The organism is Streptomyces hilarionis (assembly GCF_024539675.1).
GTDB classification, from domain to species: Bacteria; Actinomycetota; Actinomycetes; order Streptomycetales; family Streptomycetaceae; genus Streptomyces; species Streptomyces hilarionis.
In genome coordinates this window covers 1-15,411 of sequence record NZ_JAHHIT010000048.1, presented here as the reverse complement: position 1 = coordinate 15,411, position 15,411 = coordinate 1, and the positions used below count along the sequence as shown (strand labels likewise).

The following is a 15,411-nucleotide window of genomic DNA, read 5'->3' as shown; positions in this document are numbered from 1 at the left end:
GTCGTCCCGCTCCCCCGCCCGCCGCGCCCCGCGCCGCCGACCAGCCGACCCTGCGATCATCGGAGCCCAGCATGACCATGCGCGTCCTCAGCGTCCGCGGCGCCCTGCCCAAGCACCGGCATCGTCAGGAGGAGATCACCGCGGCCTTCACCGCCACGCTGGGCGACGGCGTCGACCGCGCGGTCGTGGAGCGCTTCCACCGCAACATGTGCGTGGAGACCCGCCACACCGTGCTTCCGCTGCACGAGTACGCCCGGCCCGGCGACTTCGGCCGCTCCAACGACGTCTTCATCCGGGCCGGCGTCGAACTCGGCGCCCGCGCGGTGGTGGACGCGCTCAAGGACGTCGGCCTCACGCCGGCCGACGTCGACTACATCGTGTCCTGCACGGTGACCGGGCTCGCCGTGCCCTCGCTGGAGGCCCGCGTCGCGGCGGAGATCGGGCTGCGGCCCGACGTGGTGCGGCTGCCCCTGGTCGGCCTGGGGTGCGTGGCGGGGGCGGCCGGCGTGGCCCGTCTGGACGACCTTCTGCGCGGCCGGCCGGACGGGGTCGCGGTGCTGATGTCGGTCGAGCTGTGCTCGCTGACCCTTCAGCGCGACGACGCCTCGGTCGCCAACCTGGTGGCCGCCGGACTCTTCGGGGACGGGGCCGCGGCGGTGGTCGCCGTCGGGCGCGAGCATCCGCTCGCGCGGTCCGACGACCCGGCCCGGCCCGAGGTCCTCGCGTCGCGCAGCCGTCTGTACCCCGACTCGGAGCGCATGATGGGCTGGGACGTCGGCTCCGGCGGGCTGCGGATCGTGCTCGACGCGTCGGTCCCCGACCTGGTGCGCCGTCACCTCGGCGACGACGTCCGCGGCTTCCTAGCCGACCACGGGCTGACGCGTGACGACGTCCGCTGGTACGTGGCGCACCCCGGCGGCCCCAAGGTCCTCGAAGCGCTCCAGGAGGCCCTGGCGGTCGGGCGCGACGCCCTGCGGCCGACCTGGGACTCGCTGCGGCGGATCGGCAACCTCTCCTCCGCCTCCGTGCTGCACGTCCTCGCCGACACGCTCGCCGAGCGCCCGCCCCCGCCCGGCTCCCACGGCCTCATGCTGGCCATGGGGCCGGGGTTCTGCTCCGAGCTGGTGCTCCTGCGCGCACCGGGCGGTGAGCGGTGAACGGCCTGACCGCGTTCACCGCCCTGGTCGTGGCCGTCGCCCTGGAAAGGGTCGCCGAACTCGTCGTCTCCCGCCGCAACGCCGCCCACAGCCTGGCACGGGGCGGCGAGGAGCGCGGGCGGGGGCACTATCCGTTCATGGTGGCCCTGCACACGGGTCTGCTCGTCGGCGCGCTCGGGGAGGCGTGGACGCGCCGGCCGGACCCGTCGGCGCTCCTGGCCTGGACCATGTTCGCCCTCGTCGTGGCCGCCCAGGCGCTGCGCTGGTGGTGCATCGCGGCACTGGGGCGGCAGTGGAACACGCGGGTGATCGTCGTGCCCGGCGCCGCCCGCGTCACGGTCGGCCCCTACCGGCTGCTCCCCCACCCCAACTACGTCGCCGTCGTCGTCGAGGGGATCGCCCTGCCCCTGGTGCACGCGGCCTGGGTCACGGCCGTCGTCTTCACCACGCTGAACGGTTTCCTGCTCGCCGCCCGCATCCGCACCGAGGACGCGGCCCTGACCCGGCTGGCCTGAGGAGGCGCACATGGACCTGCTCGTCGTCGGCGGGGGCCCCGCGGGCCTGGCGACGGCCCTGCACGCGGCCCGGGCCGGGCTCGACGTCGCCGTGTGGGAGCGGCGCGCCGGCGTCGTCGACAAGGCGTGCGGCGAGGGGCTGATGCCGGGCGCCGTGGCCGCGCTGGCCGCGCTCGGCGTGCGCCCGCCGGGACACGACCTGCGCGGCATCCGGTACGTCGCCGGAGCGCGCCGCGTCGACGCCGCCTTCCGGGCGGGGCCGGGTCGCGGGGTCCGGCGCACGACGCTGCACATCGCGCTGCGTGAGGCGGTGCTGGCCGCGGGCGTCCGGGTCGAGCGGCGCACCGCGGGCCGGGTCGAGCAGGACGAGGACGGGGTGCGGGTGGACGGGACCCGGGCCGGTCACCTCGTCGCCGCCGACGGGCTGCACTCGCCGGTCCGCCGGGCCCTGGGCCTCGACCGGCCGCACCGGGGCCGTCCACGGCACGGCCTGCGGCGCCACTACCTGGTCGCCCCCTGGAGCGACCACGTCGAGGTGCACTGGGCCCGCTGTGCGGAGGCGTATGTGACGCCGGTGGCCGACGGCCTCGTGGGCGTCGCGGTGCTCACCGGCGCGCGCGGCTCGTTCGACGACCACCTGGCCGCCTTCCCCGAGCTCCGGGACCGGCTGGCCGGGGCCGGATCCGCCGGGCCGGTGCGCGGGGCGGGCCCGCTGCGCCAGGACGCCCGGGCGCGCACCGCGGGCCGCGTGCTGCTCGTCGGCGACGCCGCGGGCTACGTCGACGCGCTGACCGGCGAGGGCGTCGCCCTCGCCCTCGCCCAGGCGCAGGCCGCGGTCCGGGCCGTCACCGGCGGCGACCTCGCGGGTTACGAGCGGGAGTGGCGGCAGCTCACCCGGCGCTGCCGCTGGCTGACCCACGCGCTGCTGGGCGCGACGCGGACGCCGCCGGCCCGTGCGGCGCTGGTGCCGGTGGCGCAGCGGCTGCCGTGGCTGTTCCGGGCCGGCGTGGACGCGCTGTCCCGGCCGGCCGAGCCGCCGGCACGGGCGCGCCGGTAGCCGCCCCTCACCGGGTGCGCGGTCGCGGCGGGCTCACAGGGCGGCCGCCTCGGTGGTCTCGGCCGTCCCCGGCTGCTCGAACTGCGTGCGGTACAGCTCCGCGTACCGTCCGCCGTCCGCGAGAAGTTCCTCGTGCGTGCCGCGTTCCACGATCCGTCCGGCCTCGACGACGAGGATGAGGTCGGCGGCGCGCACGGTCGACAGACGGTGGGCGATGACGAGCGCGGTGCGGTCCACAAGGGCCTCGGCCAGGGCTTCCTGGACGGCGGCCTCGGAGGTGTTGTCGAGGTGCGCGGTGGCCTCGTCCAGGATGACGACGCGCTGTCCGGCCAGCAGCAGGCGGGCGATGGTCATGCGCTGGCGTTCCCCGCCGGAGAGCCGGTAGCCGCGCTCGCCGACCACGGTGTCCAGTCCGTCGGGCAGGGCGCGGACGAGGTCGTCGAGGCGGGAGCGGCGCAGGGCGTCCCACAGTGCGTCGTCGTCGGCCCCGGGCCGGGCGAGCAGGAGGTTGGCGCGGACGGTGTCGTGGAAGAGGTGACCGTCCTGGGTGACCATGCCGAGCGTGGCCCGCAGGGAGGCGGCGCTCAGGTCGCGGACGTCCACGCCGCCGATGCGGACGGCGCCCTCGTCGACGTCGTACAGCCGGGGCAGGAGCTGGGCGATGGTCGACTTGCCGGCGCCGGAGGAGCCGACGAGCGCGACGGTCTGGCCGGGTTCGGCCCGGAAGGAGAGGCCGTGCAGGACCTCCTCGCCCCCGCGGGTGTCGAGCACCGCGACCTCCTCGAGGGAGGCGAGCGAGACCTTGTCGGCGGACGGGTAGGCGAAGCGGACGTCGTCGAACTCGACGGAGACCGGGCCCTCGGGCGCCTCGCGGGCGTCCGGCCTCTCCTCGATGAGCGGCTTCAGGTCGAGGACCTCGAAGACCCGCTCGAAGCTGACCAGGGCGCTCATCACCTCCACCCGCGCCCCGGCGAGGGCGGTGAGCGGGGCGTACAGACGGGTCAGGAGCAGCGCGAGGGCGACGACGGCGCCGGGTTCCAGGGAGCCGCTCAGGGCCAGACGGCCGCCGAGCCCGTAGACGAGGGCGAGAGCCAGGGCGGAGACGAGGGTCAGGGCGGTGAGGAAGACGGACTGGGCGGTGGCCGTGCGGACGCCGATGTCGCGGACGCGGGCCGCCCGGGCGGCGAACTCGGCCGATTCCTCGTCGGGGCGGCCGAACAGCTTGACCAGGGTGGCGCCGGGCGCGGAGAACCGCTCGGTCATGCGGGTGCCCATGGCCGCGTTGAGCGCGGCCGCCTCCCGCTGCATGCCGGCCATCCGGCTGCCCATGCGCCGCGCCGGGATCACGAACACCGGCAGCAGGGCGAGCGCGAGCAGGGTGACCTGCCAGGACAGGGTGAGCATCACGGCGAGGGTGAGGACCAGGGTGACCAGGTTGGAGACCACTCCGGAGAGCGTGTTGCTGAAGGCGCGCTGGGCGCCGATCACGTCGTTGTTGAGTCGGGAGACCAGCGCTCCCGTACGGGTACGTGTGAAGAACGCGACCGGCATGCGCTGCACATGATCGAACACGGCCTTGCGCAGATCGAGGATGAGTCCCTCCCCGAGCGTCGCCGAGAGCCTCCTGCCCAGGATGCCGAGCGCCGCCTCCAGCACCGCGATGCCCGCGATGAGCAGCGCCAGCCGGACGACCGTGTCCGGGTCGCCGTGCGACACGATCGCGTCGACGACCCGTCCGGCGAGGACGGGGGTGGCGACGGCGAGCAGCGCGGTCAGCATCCCCAGGACCACGAACAGCGCGATGCGGCGGCGGTGCGGGCGCGCGAAGGCGCCGATTCGGCGAAGTGTCGCCCGGTCGAAGGGGCGGCGTTCCTGCTGGGCGTGCATGACGCTGTACAACTGCGTCATGGCCGTGGCGTCCATGCTCATGGAAGCGACCGTAGAACCTCGAGCTTCCTTGAGGTCAAGGTTTTCCCCCAGCCTGTCCTCACGACGGCCTCGAACGCGAAGGACCCGATGACAGTACGCAATGTTCCGTCCCCGCTTCCGCAACCCGTCGTTGGCGCCGCGCGGAGACCCTCTCCGAGTGTGACGACGGTTTCGCTCCCCCCGCTCGGGCCGGCCCGGCGGCTGCCGGTGCGCCAGGTCCTGTGTCTGGTCCCCCTGGTGCTCGTCACCGTGGTGGCGGTACGGCACCGGTCCGTCCTCGCCGAGGGGTTCGCGCAGTTGCGGCGGGCCGAGTGGCCCTGGCTGCTGGCCGCCGTCGGGGCGACCTGTCTCACCTGGGTGGCGGCGGCGGTGACCCGGCAGGGCGCGGTCGCGGAGCGGCTGCCCGCACGGCGGCTGCTGGCGGCGCAGTTCGCGGCGGGCGCGGCCAACCACCTGCTGCCCACGGGGCTGGGCGCGAGCGCGGTCAACCTGCGGTTCATGACGGTGTGCGGGGTGCCGCTGGCCCGATCCTCGGCGGCGCTCGCGCTGTATCTGCTGGCGGAGGGCGTCGCCCGGGTGGGCCTGCTGGCGGTGCTGCTGCTGGTCTTCCCCGACGCGCTGCGGCTCGGCTCGCTGCTGCCGGACGGGACGCTGGGCCCGTTGCTGGCCGCCCTCGGCGCGCTCGCGCTGGCGGCGGCGTGCGCGCTCCTTCTGGTGCGACGGCTGCGGTCGGCGGTGGCCTCCTTCCTGCGCACGGCGCTGGCCGAGGCGCGCTCGGTGCACTGCCGTCCGGCCCGGGTGCTGGCCCTGTGGGGCGGCTCCCTGGCGTTCCCCGTCCTCCAGGCTGCCGGTCTGGCCGCGGTGGGGCGGGCGTTGGCGCTGCCGGTGCCGGCGGCGCACATGGCGGTGGCGTATCTCGCGGCCACGGCCGCGGTCGCGCTGGTGCCGACGCCCGGCGGGATCGGTTCGGTGGAGGCGGCGCTGGTGGTGGCGCTGGTGGCGGCCGGCGGTCCGGTGGCCCTCGCCACGGCGGTGGTCCTCGGGTACCGCATCATCACCGTGTGGCTGCCGCTGGTGCCGGGCGCGTTGACGCTGGGAGCGCTGGTCCGGATGAAGGTCATCTGAGCCGCCCGGACGGGCCGGAAACAGTCCGGCCGCCGTGGCCGAAGCCCGTGGCCGAGCTGCGTCATCGCGCCGTCGTGGCCGGTTCCTCGGGTACGAACTCCCCTGCCGGATACGGCAGGATGAGCGGTCGCGTCTTCGTGCGAGCGAGCCGGAGGGGCGACCGCACATCCCGGAACCGAGCAGGTGACATCGTGACGACACTCCCCACCCGGCCGTCGACGGCCCTCGCGGCCGCGCAGCGACTTCCCGGAGACGGCCGGTGAACCGCGTCCTGACGCTGGACGACAGCGTACTCGCCGGAATCGCCCTGGCCGCGGGCCTGTTGGCCGCCTTCCTGTCCCGCACGGTGCTGCGCTGGCTGGCGAAGCACGCCAAGCGCACCCGGTGGAGCGGCGACGACGTGATGGTCGACGCGCTGCGCACCGTGGTGCCGTGGGCGGCGATCGCCGGCGGCGCGGCGTCGGCGGCCGCGGTGCTGCCGCTGAAGAAGGCCGTGCAGCACACCGCCAACCAGTCCCTGACCGTGCTGCTGATCTTCGTGGTGACGGTGTCGGCGGCCCGGGTCGTCGCCGGGCTCGTGCGGTCGGTGACCTCCTCGCGCTCAGGGGTCGCCGGGTCGGCCACGATCTTCGTCAACATCACCCGGATCCTGGTCCTCGCCATCGGCTTCCTGGTGGTGCTCCAGACGCTGGGGATCTCGATAGCCCCGCTGCTCACCGCCCTGGGCGTCGGCGGTCTGGCCGTCGCGCTGGCGTTGCAGGACACCCTCGCCAACCTCTTCGCGGGCATCCACATCCTGGCGTCCAAGACCGTCCAGCCCGGCGACTACATCAAGCTGAGCAGCGGCGAGGAGGGGTACGTCGAGGACATCAACTGGCGCCAGACGACCGTGCGGGCGCTGTCCAACAACCTGGTCGTCATCCCCAACGGCCAGCTCGCGAAGTCGAACATGACCAACTACATGCGTCCCGAGCAGCAGTTGACGGTCCTGGTGCAGGTGGGCGTCGCCTACGACAGCGACCTGGAGCATGTGGAGCGGGTGACGTCGGAGGTGATCGCTGAGGTCATGGCGGGCGTGGACGGCGCCGTGCCGGACCACGAACCCGCCATCCGCTTCCACACGTTCGGCGACTCGCGGATCGGCTTCACCGTCATCCTCGGCGTCGGCGAGTTCAGCGACCAGTACCGGATCAAGCACGAGTTCATCAAGCGCCTGCACCGCCGTTACCGCGAGGAGGGCATCCGGATCCCGGCGCCGACGCGCACGGTGGCGTTGCAGCAGGGCGCGGTGGTCATCCCGCAGCAGCGCTCCGCAGACGGGGCCGTGCAGGGCGAGAGGCCCGCCCTGCACGACTGACGGCGTCCGGCGTCAGAGGGTGGCCGAGTTCTCGTGCCACCGCGCGTCCGCCCGGCGGCGCGGCGCGGTCAGGGACGGCGGCACCGGGGTGACCGTCCAGTCCGGATGGCCGGGCATCCTCGGGGTCGTCGTCCCGTACAGCCAGTCGCGCAGGAAGCCGGAGACGTCCTGCCCGCCGACCTCGCAGGCGAGGGCGATGTAGTCCTCGGTGGAGGCCGAGGAGTTGCGGTGGCGGGCCAGGAAGGCCCGCTCGACCGCGTGGAAGGCGTCCTCCCCGATGAGCTGGCGCAGTGCGTACAGGACGAGGACGCCGCCCAGATAGCGCTGGCTGTCGAAGAGGTCGGCCGCGTTCGGCGCGGCGACCGGGCCGGAGGTCTTGCGCCACTGGTCGCCGCGCGCGTAGGTGTCCTTCATCCGGGCCTCCATGGTGGTCAGGCCCAGGGAGTCCGCCCAGCCGCGCTCGTAGCGGTAGAGCAGCCCGTAGAAGTCGGCGTGGCCCTCGTTCAGCCACAGGTCGGCCCAGGTGGCGGGGCTGACGCTGTTGCCGAAGTAGGAGTGGACCAGCTCGTGCATCATGTGCGAGCCGATCTTCGGCTCCGGCTGGAGCAGGAAGTTCGGCTTGTACAGGGTGAGGGTCTGCGTCTCCAGGCCGGTGAAGTCGAAGGCGTTCGGGTCGTCGGAGTTGCAGGGCAGCAGCCCGTACGTCTCGAACGGGTAGGCGCCCAGCCGGGCCTCGAGCCACTCGACCAGGCCCGGGGTGAGGGCGAGGGCGGGCTCCAGGGCCTCGGCCCGCGCGGCGGGGACGACGTCGCGCAGGGGCAGCCCGTGCGGCCCGCGGCGCTCCTTGACGACGTAATCGCCGACGGTGATCTGCACCAGCTCGGTGGCGATCGGCGAGCGGGAGCGGTAGGTGTAGGCGGTGCGGTCGCCGGCCAGTTCCTCGGTGCACACCAGGGTGCCGTTCGCGACGGCGCGCAGGGTCTTGGGGACGGTGAGGCGGAAGGAGAAGCGCGCCTTGTCCGAGGGGTGGTCGTTGCAGGGGAACACGGTGTGCGCCGAGTCCGGCTGGGGGCATATCGCGAACCCGTCCGGGGTGGGCACCCAGGCGGTGTGGGCGAGGGCGCGGCGCGGGTCGGCCGTGTAGGTCACGCACACGGTGACGCGGTCGCGTGCGCGCAGCGGCCGGGCGGGCGTGATCCGCAGCTTCTCGTCGGCCTGCTCGAAGGCGGCGGCGCGCCCGTCGACGCGGACCGTGCGTATGTCGAGGCCGAGGGAGTCGAGGGAGAGGCGGGTGAGGGCCTGCCGAGTGTGCAGCTCCAGTGTCGCCGTGGCGTCGACGAGAGCGGTCGTCGCGTCGTAGGAGAGGTCGAGGTGGTAGGCGGCGACGCGGTATCCCGCGTTGCCCAGGTTCGGGAAGACGGGGTCCCCGAGCGTCTCGGGGGCCGGGCCGGCGTCGGGCCTGCCGTCGCCGCTCCTTGCGCCGTCGGTCCCTGTGGCCGCCCGGGCCGCGGTTCCCCCCGCCAGTACTGCTGCCGTGCCGATCAGGGCGGCCGCCGGGGCCGTCACTCTGCTGCGATATCTCATGGTCCGCTTTCGCTCGGGCGGCCGGGTGGTCGGTCCGGCCGTCGGATGGGTCGTGGCTCTACCCCGTTGACCGCGAAAACGGCCGCTTCGGTTGCATCCGGCGGGCCGCTCGCTCGCATCCGGCGGCCCGCTCGCTCGTCGCGACGGTGAGGAGACCCCTGTCGAGCCGGACCCGGGCACGAGATATCTTGATGTCGAGCAATGTTGCAGACGTGGAGCGGAGCACCCGGTGACTGACTCGACCATCATCTATACGCACACTGACGAGGCCCCGGCCCTGGCGACGTATTCCTTCCTGCCGGTGGTCCAGGCATACGCCTCGCAGGCGGGTGTCGCCGTGGAGACGCGGGACATCTCGCTGGCCGGACGCATCATCGCCGTGTTCCCGGAGTACCTGACCGAGGACCAGCGGATCCCGGACGCGCTGAGCGAGCTCGGCGAACTGGCGAAGACGCCCGAGGCCAACATCATCAAGCTGCCGAACATCTCGGCGTCGATCCCGCAGCTCAAGGCCGCGGTCGCCGAGCTTCAGGCCCAGGGCTACGCGCTGCCGGCCTACCCGGACGACCCGAAGACCGACGAGGAGCGGGAGATCCAGGCCCGCTACGACAAGATCAAGGGCTCCGCCGTCAACCCGGTCCTGCGCGAGGGCAACTCCGACCGCCGCGCCCCCGCGTCGGTGAAGAACTACGCCAAGACCCACCCGCACCGCATGGGCGCCTGGTCGTCGGACTCCAAGACGAACGTCGCCACCATGGGCGAGAACGACTTCCGCTCCACCGAGAAGTCCGCCGTGATCTCCGAGGCGGGCTCGCTGCGCATCGAGCTGGTCGCCGCCGACGGCTCCACGACCGTGCTGCGCGAGTCGGTGCCGGTCCAGAAGGACGAGGTCGTCGACGCCTCCGTGCTGCACGTCGCGGCGCTGCGGCAGTTCCTCACCGCGCAGATCGCCCGCGCCAAGGCCGAGGGCGTGCTGTTCTCGGTGCACCTCAAGGCCACGATGATGAAGGTCTCCGACCCGATCATCTTCGGTCACGTGGTCCGCGCGTTCTTCCCGAAGACCTTCGAGCAGTACGGCGCCGCCCTGGCCGCGGCCGGCCTCTCCCCCAACGACGGTCTCGGCGGCATCTACAAGGGCCTGGAGGCCCTGCCCGAGGGCGACGCCATCAAGGCCTCCTTCGACGCGGAGCTCGCCGAGGGCCCGGCCCTGGCGATGGTCGACTCCGACAAGGGCATCACCAACCTGCACGTGCCGTCCGACGTCATCGTCGACGCCTCGATGCCGGCCATGATCCGCACCTCCGGCCACATGTGGGGCCCGGACGGCCAGGAGGCCGACACCCTCGCGGTCCTGCCGGACTCCTCGTACTCGGGCGTCTACCAGGCCGTGGTCGACGACTGCCGCGCCCACGGCGCCTACGACCCCTCGACGATGGGCTCCGTGCCGAACGTCGGTCTGATGGCGCAGAAGGCCGAGGAGTACGGCTCCCACGACAAGACCTTCGAGATCAAGGCCGCCGGTACCGTCCGCCTGGTCGACCAGGCCGGCAACGTGGTCATCGAGCAGGAGGTCGCCGAGGGCGACATCTTCCGCGCCTGCCAGACCAAGGACGCCCCGATCCGCGACTGGGTCAAGCTGGCCGTCACCCGCGCCCGCGCCACCGGCGACCCGGCCGTGTTCTGGCTGGACGAGACGCGCGCGCACGACGCGCAGCTGATCACCAAGGTCAACGCCTACCTGCCGGAGCACGACACCGAGGGTCTGGACATCCGCATCCTCGCCCCGGTCGAGGCCACCAAGCTGTCGGTGGAGCGCATCCGCCGCGGCGAGAACACCATCTCCGTCACGGGCAACGTGCTGCGCGACTACCTCACGGACCTCTTCCCCATCCTGGAGCTGGGCACCAGCGCCAAGATGCTGTCGGTCGTCCCGCTGATGGCGGGCGGCGGCCTGTTCGAGACGGGCGCCGGCGGCTCCGCGCCGAAGCACGTCCAGCAGCTGGTCAAGGAGAACTACCTGCGCTGGGACTCCCTGGGCGAGTTCTTCGCCCTGGTGCCGTCCTTCGAGCAGTACGCCGAGGCCACCGGCAACACCCGTGCCAAGGTGCTCGCCGACACCCTCGACCGCGCCACGGCGACGTTCCTCAACGAGGACAAGTCCCCGACCCGTCGCGTCGGCGGCATCGACAACCGCGGCAGCCACTTCTTCCTGTCCCTGTACTGGGCGCAGGAGCTGGCCCGGCAGACCGACGACGCCGAGCTGGCGAAGGCCTTCGCCCAGCTCGCCGAGACGCTCGCCGCGAACGAGCGGACCATCGTCGACGAGCTGATCGCCGCGCAGGGCGAGCCGGCCGACATCGGCGGCTACTACCAGCCCGACCCGGCCAAGGCGGCGGCGGTCATGCGCCCGTCGGCCACCTGGAACGAGGCCCTCGCCTCGCTCGGCTGACGCACGCGGCCGCGCGCCGCTTCCCGTCCCGACCGCGCCCCGACCGGCATCGCCCGGCCGGGGCGCGGCGCGTGTCCCGCTGCGCCCGCCCGCGCGCGCACCGGCCCCGGGCAGCGATCAGCTCCTCCGCCGGCGTCCGGGAAGCCGTGGGCCGGGGCGACGAAGCGGAACTCCCCGGTCCTCACCTCGCGGACCACGGTCTCGATGTCGCTGTCGGCCCGCCCGGAAGCCGTCCTGCAAGGCGCGGACTCCCCGGTGGCGGCCCGGGTCGGCGCGCACAGCGCGTCGAGGCCGCAGGGCCGCCCGGCGTCCGCCCGCGCGTCAGGAACGCGTGTCCCCGTCACCTGCTCGTTCGTCACCGCCATGCCGCTTCCCCGCCCGGTTCCCCGTCGTGCTGTGATGACGTCTCCGATCATGCAGCACACCGCCGACAACACCCCCGGAGCCGCCCGATGACCCCAGCCGCACCGTCCTTCGCGTTCCTGCCGGGCGCCGCCGGCTCCCCCGTGATCCTCCATGTGCCGCACTCGGCCCGGGAGATACCGGCCGACGTGCGGGCGGACATCGTCCTGGACGACGCGGCGCTGGAGCGCGAGCTCGACCACATCACCGACTCGCACACACTGCGGATCGCCGAGGAGGCCGCGCGGACGGCCCCGCAGACGCCCTGGATGTTCGTCAACCGGCTGTCGCGGCTCGTCGTCGACCCGGAGCGGTTCCCCGACGAGCGGGAGGAGATGCGGGCCGTCGGGATGGGCGCCGTCTACACGAGGACCACGCACCGCGAGCCGCTGCGGCCGGACGGCGCCGATCCCGAGCCGCTCGTCGCCCGCTACTTCCGGCCCTACGCGCAGGCCATGACCGACGCCGTCGCCGACCGGCTGGCGGCCGTCGGCCGGGCCGTCGTCATCGACGTCCACTCCTACCCTTGCGCACCGCTGCCCTACGAGCTGCACGGCGGGGGACCGCGACCGCCGGTGTGCCTGGGCACCGACCCCTTCCACACCCCGCCGGACCTGCTCGCCGCCGCGCGCGAGGCGTTCGCGGAGTTCGGGGAGACCGGGCTCGACAGTCCCTTCTCGGGGGCGTACGTCCCCCTGGAGCACTACGGCAGGGACTCCAGGGTGAGCGCGCTGATGGTGGAGATCCGCCGGGACACGTACATGAGCGAGCCGGGCGGTCCGGCCGGACCGGGCCTCCCCCGCCTCGCCTCGGCCCTGGCCGCCCTGGTGACGGCGGCCACCGCCTGACCGCCGTCCCGGGGCCCCGCCCGGGGCACGGACGCGGACGCCGGACGGGTGTCCGGACCGAGGCCGGGGTCGACCCGGGGCGGGCCCGGCGGGAGTGGCGGCCGCCGTGGGCCCGGGCAGGCGCGGTGCGGTCGGACGCGCGCGGTGCGGCCGGACGGCGACGGCTCCCGGCGCACGGCGGCGACTCCCCGTGGCCGGTTCGCGCGGCGGTGCGGGGGCGTGCGCTCAGGCGTGCTCAGGCGCGGAGCCACTCCGTCACGACGACCTCGCCGCCGGTGCGCAGCCGCAGGGCGAACGGGCCGGTGGGCGGCGCGGTGCAGGAGAAGCGGCCCATGTCGTCGGCGCAGAGCACGGCGGTCGCCCGAGGCCCGTGGAGGACCTCGATCGCCGCCGACTGGGGCGGCAGCACCTGCCCGAGCAGCCCGTCCCCGGTCACCTCGACGTCGACCGTCAGCCCACCGGAGTGGAAGGTCAGCATCCGCGGCACGTCCACCGCGCCCCGCACGGGAATCGCGTCGACCAGCGAGTCGAACGTCAGCTCGGCGATCGTTGCGTCCAGGTCGTGCAGCGCGTAGGCCTCGATGGCGATGCGCCGCAGCTCGGCCGGGACCGGGTCCAGGATGGCGCCGGCCTCGCGGAGCTCCTCCTCCAGCCGGTCGTGGTCCAACTCCTCGTCGACGAAGGGCGCTTCACCGAACAGGTCGTCCTGTCCCCCGTCGTGCGCGTCGTTCATGTCGTTCATGTCGGTCACTGTGCTCCCCGTGCGTCGAGTCGGGCGCGCAGCCGGCGCAGGCATCGCTGGCGCATCGGTCCGATGCTTCCGACGGCGATGCCGAGGGCGGCCGACACCTCCTGGTAGCTGGGCGGCGGCGAGGCGATCAGGACCCGCAGCAACTGGCGGCAGCGCTCGCCGAGCGCCTCGAACTCCTGCCACAGGAAGCGGACCAGCTCGCTCTGCGCGGCCGCCTCCTCCGAGTCCAGCACCGACTGCTCGGGCGTGCGGTCCTCGCTGGCCCGGTCGAGCAGCTGGGGATCGTCGGTCGGCGTCAGCCGCTTCAGGCCCTTGATCACTTTCAGGCACTCGTTGCGCGCGGTGCTCGCGAGCCATGAACCCGCCTTGTCCGGCTCACGGATCCGCCCCAGATGCTGGGCGAACCGGAACCAGACCGTCTGGTAGACCTCGTGCCCGTCGGCGTCCGAGAGCCGGTGGGCGCGCACCACCGACCACACCAGCGGGCTCAACCCGTCCACCAGCGCTTTCCAGGCCGCCGTGTCACCGTCGACGGCGGACCGGACGAGCGCGCCGACATCACTACGGTCCACGGTCCCACCCCTCGTGTACGGCCTGTCATCGTACGCCGTGGCGGGGCTCGGTCCGGACCTCATGCCGGCCTCACGAGAGGCCGACCGGGACCGGGCGCCAGGTGGGCGGGAGCAGGGCCGGCACCTGCGCTCCCCGCACCTCGGCGAAGTCCGCGTGGAGGGCCAGCAGTTCGCGGGCGGCGGCACGCGGGTCGCGCACCCCGTCGCCGGTCATGCGGGCGGCGACGAGGCCGGCCGCCACGGGCGTCGCGAAGGACGTCCCGCTCCAGGACGCCAGCCCCTCGAACATCACCTGGTCGGGCTTGCCCGGCGCGGTCTGCTGCGCCTCGCTCAACACGCCGGTGTGGCGCGGCGACCGGCAGGTGCAGGCGTAGGCGAAGCCGTAGCGGCAGGTGTCGTAGGTGGAGTGCTGGTACACGTACGGCACGGGCGCGTCGAAGCCGGTGAGGGCGCTGACCAGCCGCTCGCCCGGGGCGTACACCTTCACCCAGGGGCCGTGGTTGCTGAAGCAGGCGCCGAACTCGCCGTCGCCGCGCAGCGCGCCGACCGAGAGGACGGCGTCGGCGTGGTCGGGCGAGGAGGCGTAGGCCGCGGGCCAGAAGGGCGCGGCGCTGGCGTTGTTGCCGGCCGCGGCGACCAACAGGGTGTCGTGGACGCGGAGTTCCTCCATGAACGCGGCCACGCCGAGCAGACCGTCCAGCCGGCCGTTGGAGGTGCCGGCGGACAGGCTGATGATGTCGGGCCAGCCGTCCTCGACGGCGTCGAAGAGCCGCTCGCCGAACTCGGACTCCAGGATCGCGCCGGCGTCGTTGAGCGTGCCGCGCACGGTGACGTCGGTGTGCGGGGCGACGGCCGCGACGAGGCCCGCGATGAACGTGCCGTGCCCGACGTACTGCTGGAGGATGCCCTCCTCGTCGGTCTCCCTGGCCTGGACGTCGCCCCGGGTGCGGGCCAGCAGCGGGTAGGAGCGGTAGTCGTGGGTCAGCCCGGTGTCGATGACGAGCACGCCGACCCGGCCGCCGGGGTCCTCGTCCGGCTGGGCCGGGGCCGGGTTGGGCCGTTCGGTGCGCGCGACGGGCACCGGCTCGTCGCCGGGGCAGGCGTTGACGGCGATGGACACCACGTGGTTGCGGCTCACCAGCCGGCGGCCCGCGCGGCCCTCCGTGGCGCGCAGCGCGCGCAGCGCCCCCGCCACGGCGTGGTCGGCCGACCGGCCGCCCTCCCCCGGGTCGCCGACGCGGATGCGGGTGATGCCGGAGCGGTTCGTGTCCGGTCCGGCACGGCGCACATGGTCGGGCACCAGGCCCTCGGTGGCGGTGAAGTGGGAGCGCACGGCGTCCTCGACGACCTGGGCCTCCTCGCCGTCGCGGGCGAGGACGACGCCCTTCTCGTAGATGAACTCCGCCGAGTCGTCCGGTCCCATGGCCAACGGGACGTCGGGCAGCGAACGTTGGATCTGGTCGAACTGCTCGTGGAATCGCTGTGGTGCCATGGCGTGTCCTCCCCCTGCGGCCGGTGGTCGTCAGCAAGACCCGCCGGACGGCCGTCTGATACAGGTGGTGCGACGGCGAATGAGGGCGGTGCGGTTGCGTCCGCGCGCCCCTTCCCGCTCCGCGCCGCCCTCATTCGCCGTCGCACCACCTGTATCAGACGGCCGTCCGGCGG

Annotated in this window: 12 protein-coding genes; 7 read left to right on the top strand and 5 right to left on the bottom strand. The window is 73.8% G+C overall.

Annotated features, from left to right (window positions below; all coding sequences use genetic code 11):
- The first annotated feature begins 71 nt into the window (after nucleotides 1–71).
- From KMS84_RS11685 to KMS84_RS11675, 3 genes are read left to right on the top strand one after another with little or no spacing between them, the layout of a single operon-like run.
- Nucleotides 72–1,157, top strand: coding sequence for a type III polyketide synthase (locus tag KMS84_RS11685; RefSeq protein WP_256916085.1), 1,086 nt, complete (start codon nucleotides 72–74; stop codon nucleotides 1,155–1,157).
- On the top strand, nucleotides 1,154–1,672 hold the full coding sequence (locus KMS84_RS11680; RefSeq protein ID WP_256916084.1) for an isoprenylcysteine carboxyl methyltransferase family protein: 519 nt from the start codon (nucleotides 1,154–1,156) through the stop codon (nucleotides 1,670–1,672). The genes KMS84_RS11685 and KMS84_RS11680 overlap by 4 nt, the downstream gene beginning before the upstream one ends.
- Nucleotides 1,673–1,682: 10 nt before the next feature.
- Nucleotides 1,683–2,729, top strand: a complete 1,047-nt coding sequence (locus KMS84_RS11675) for an NAD(P)/FAD-dependent oxidoreductase (RefSeq protein ID WP_256916083.1) — start codon at nucleotides 1,683–1,685, stop codon at nucleotides 2,727–2,729.
- Between the two features lie 33 nt (nucleotides 2,730–2,762).
- Here the strand turns inward: KMS84_RS11675 and KMS84_RS11670 are convergent, their stop codons facing one another.
- Nucleotides 2,763–4,652, bottom strand: a complete 1,890-nt coding sequence (locus KMS84_RS11670; protein WP_256916141.1) for an ABC transporter ATP-binding protein — start codon at nucleotides 4,650–4,652, stop codon at nucleotides 2,763–2,765.
- Nucleotides 4,653–4,817: 165 nt separating this feature from the next.
- Between KMS84_RS11670 and KMS84_RS11665 the strand changes: the two genes are divergently transcribed.
- Both KMS84_RS11665 and KMS84_RS11660 read left to right on the top strand, forming a co-directional pair.
- Entirely contained in the window at nucleotides 4,818–5,783 is a 966-nt protein-coding gene (locus KMS84_RS11665) for a lysylphosphatidylglycerol synthase transmembrane domain-containing protein (protein WP_256916082.1), read from the top strand.
- Between the two features lie 259 nt (nucleotides 5,784–6,042).
- Nucleotides 6,043–7,140 carry a mechanosensitive ion channel family protein gene (locus tag KMS84_RS11660; protein WP_256916081.1) on the top strand — a complete coding sequence of 366 codons (1,098 nt, stop codon included), beginning with the start codon at nucleotides 6,043–6,045 and terminating at the stop codon, nucleotides 7,138–7,140.
- 12 nt (nucleotides 7,141–7,152) lie between these two features.
- Here KMS84_RS11660 and KMS84_RS11655 read toward each other — a convergent pair whose 3' ends face one another.
- Nucleotides 7,153–8,724 (bottom strand): M1 family metallopeptidase, encoded by a 1,572-nt coding sequence (locus KMS84_RS11655; protein ID WP_256916080.1) that lies wholly within the window; start codon nucleotides 8,722–8,724, stop codon nucleotides 7,153–7,155.
- 229 nt (nucleotides 8,725–8,953) lie between these two features.
- On the opposite strand from KMS84_RS11655, the gene KMS84_RS11650 reads away from it, so the two are divergent.
- Both KMS84_RS11650 and KMS84_RS11645 read left to right on the top strand, forming a co-directional pair.
- Nucleotides 8,954–11,173 (top strand): NADP-dependent isocitrate dehydrogenase, encoded by a 2,220-nt coding sequence (locus tag KMS84_RS11650; protein ID WP_256916079.1) that lies wholly within the window; start codon nucleotides 8,954–8,956, stop codon nucleotides 11,171–11,173.
- 452 nt (nucleotides 11,174–11,625) lie between these two features.
- Nucleotides 11,626–12,423 carry an N-formylglutamate amidohydrolase gene (locus KMS84_RS11645; protein ID WP_256916078.1) on the top strand — a complete coding sequence of 266 codons (798 nt, stop codon included), beginning with the start codon at nucleotides 11,626–11,628 and terminating at the stop codon, nucleotides 12,421–12,423.
- Between the two features lie 235 nt (nucleotides 12,424–12,658).
- Here the strand turns inward: KMS84_RS11645 and KMS84_RS11640 are convergent, their stop codons facing one another.
- The 3 genes from KMS84_RS11640 to KMS84_RS11630 are packed head-to-tail and all read right to left on the bottom strand — an operon-like array spanning nucleotide 12,659 to nucleotide 15,238.
- Entirely contained in the window at nucleotides 12,659–13,165 is a 507-nt protein-coding gene (locus tag KMS84_RS11640; protein ID WP_256916077.1) for a hypothetical protein, read from the bottom strand.
- A gap of 5 nt (nucleotides 13,166–13,170) precedes the next feature.
- Nucleotides 13,171–13,809, bottom strand: coding sequence for an RNA polymerase sigma factor (locus tag KMS84_RS11635; protein WP_256916076.1), 639 nt, complete (start codon nucleotides 13,807–13,809; stop codon nucleotides 13,171–13,173).
- 7 nt (nucleotides 13,810–13,816) lie between these two features.
- Entirely contained in the window at nucleotides 13,817–15,238 is a 1,422-nt protein-coding gene (locus KMS84_RS11630) for a S8/S53 family peptidase (protein WP_256916075.1), read from the bottom strand.
- Nucleotides 15,239–15,411 lie beyond the last annotated feature (173 nt).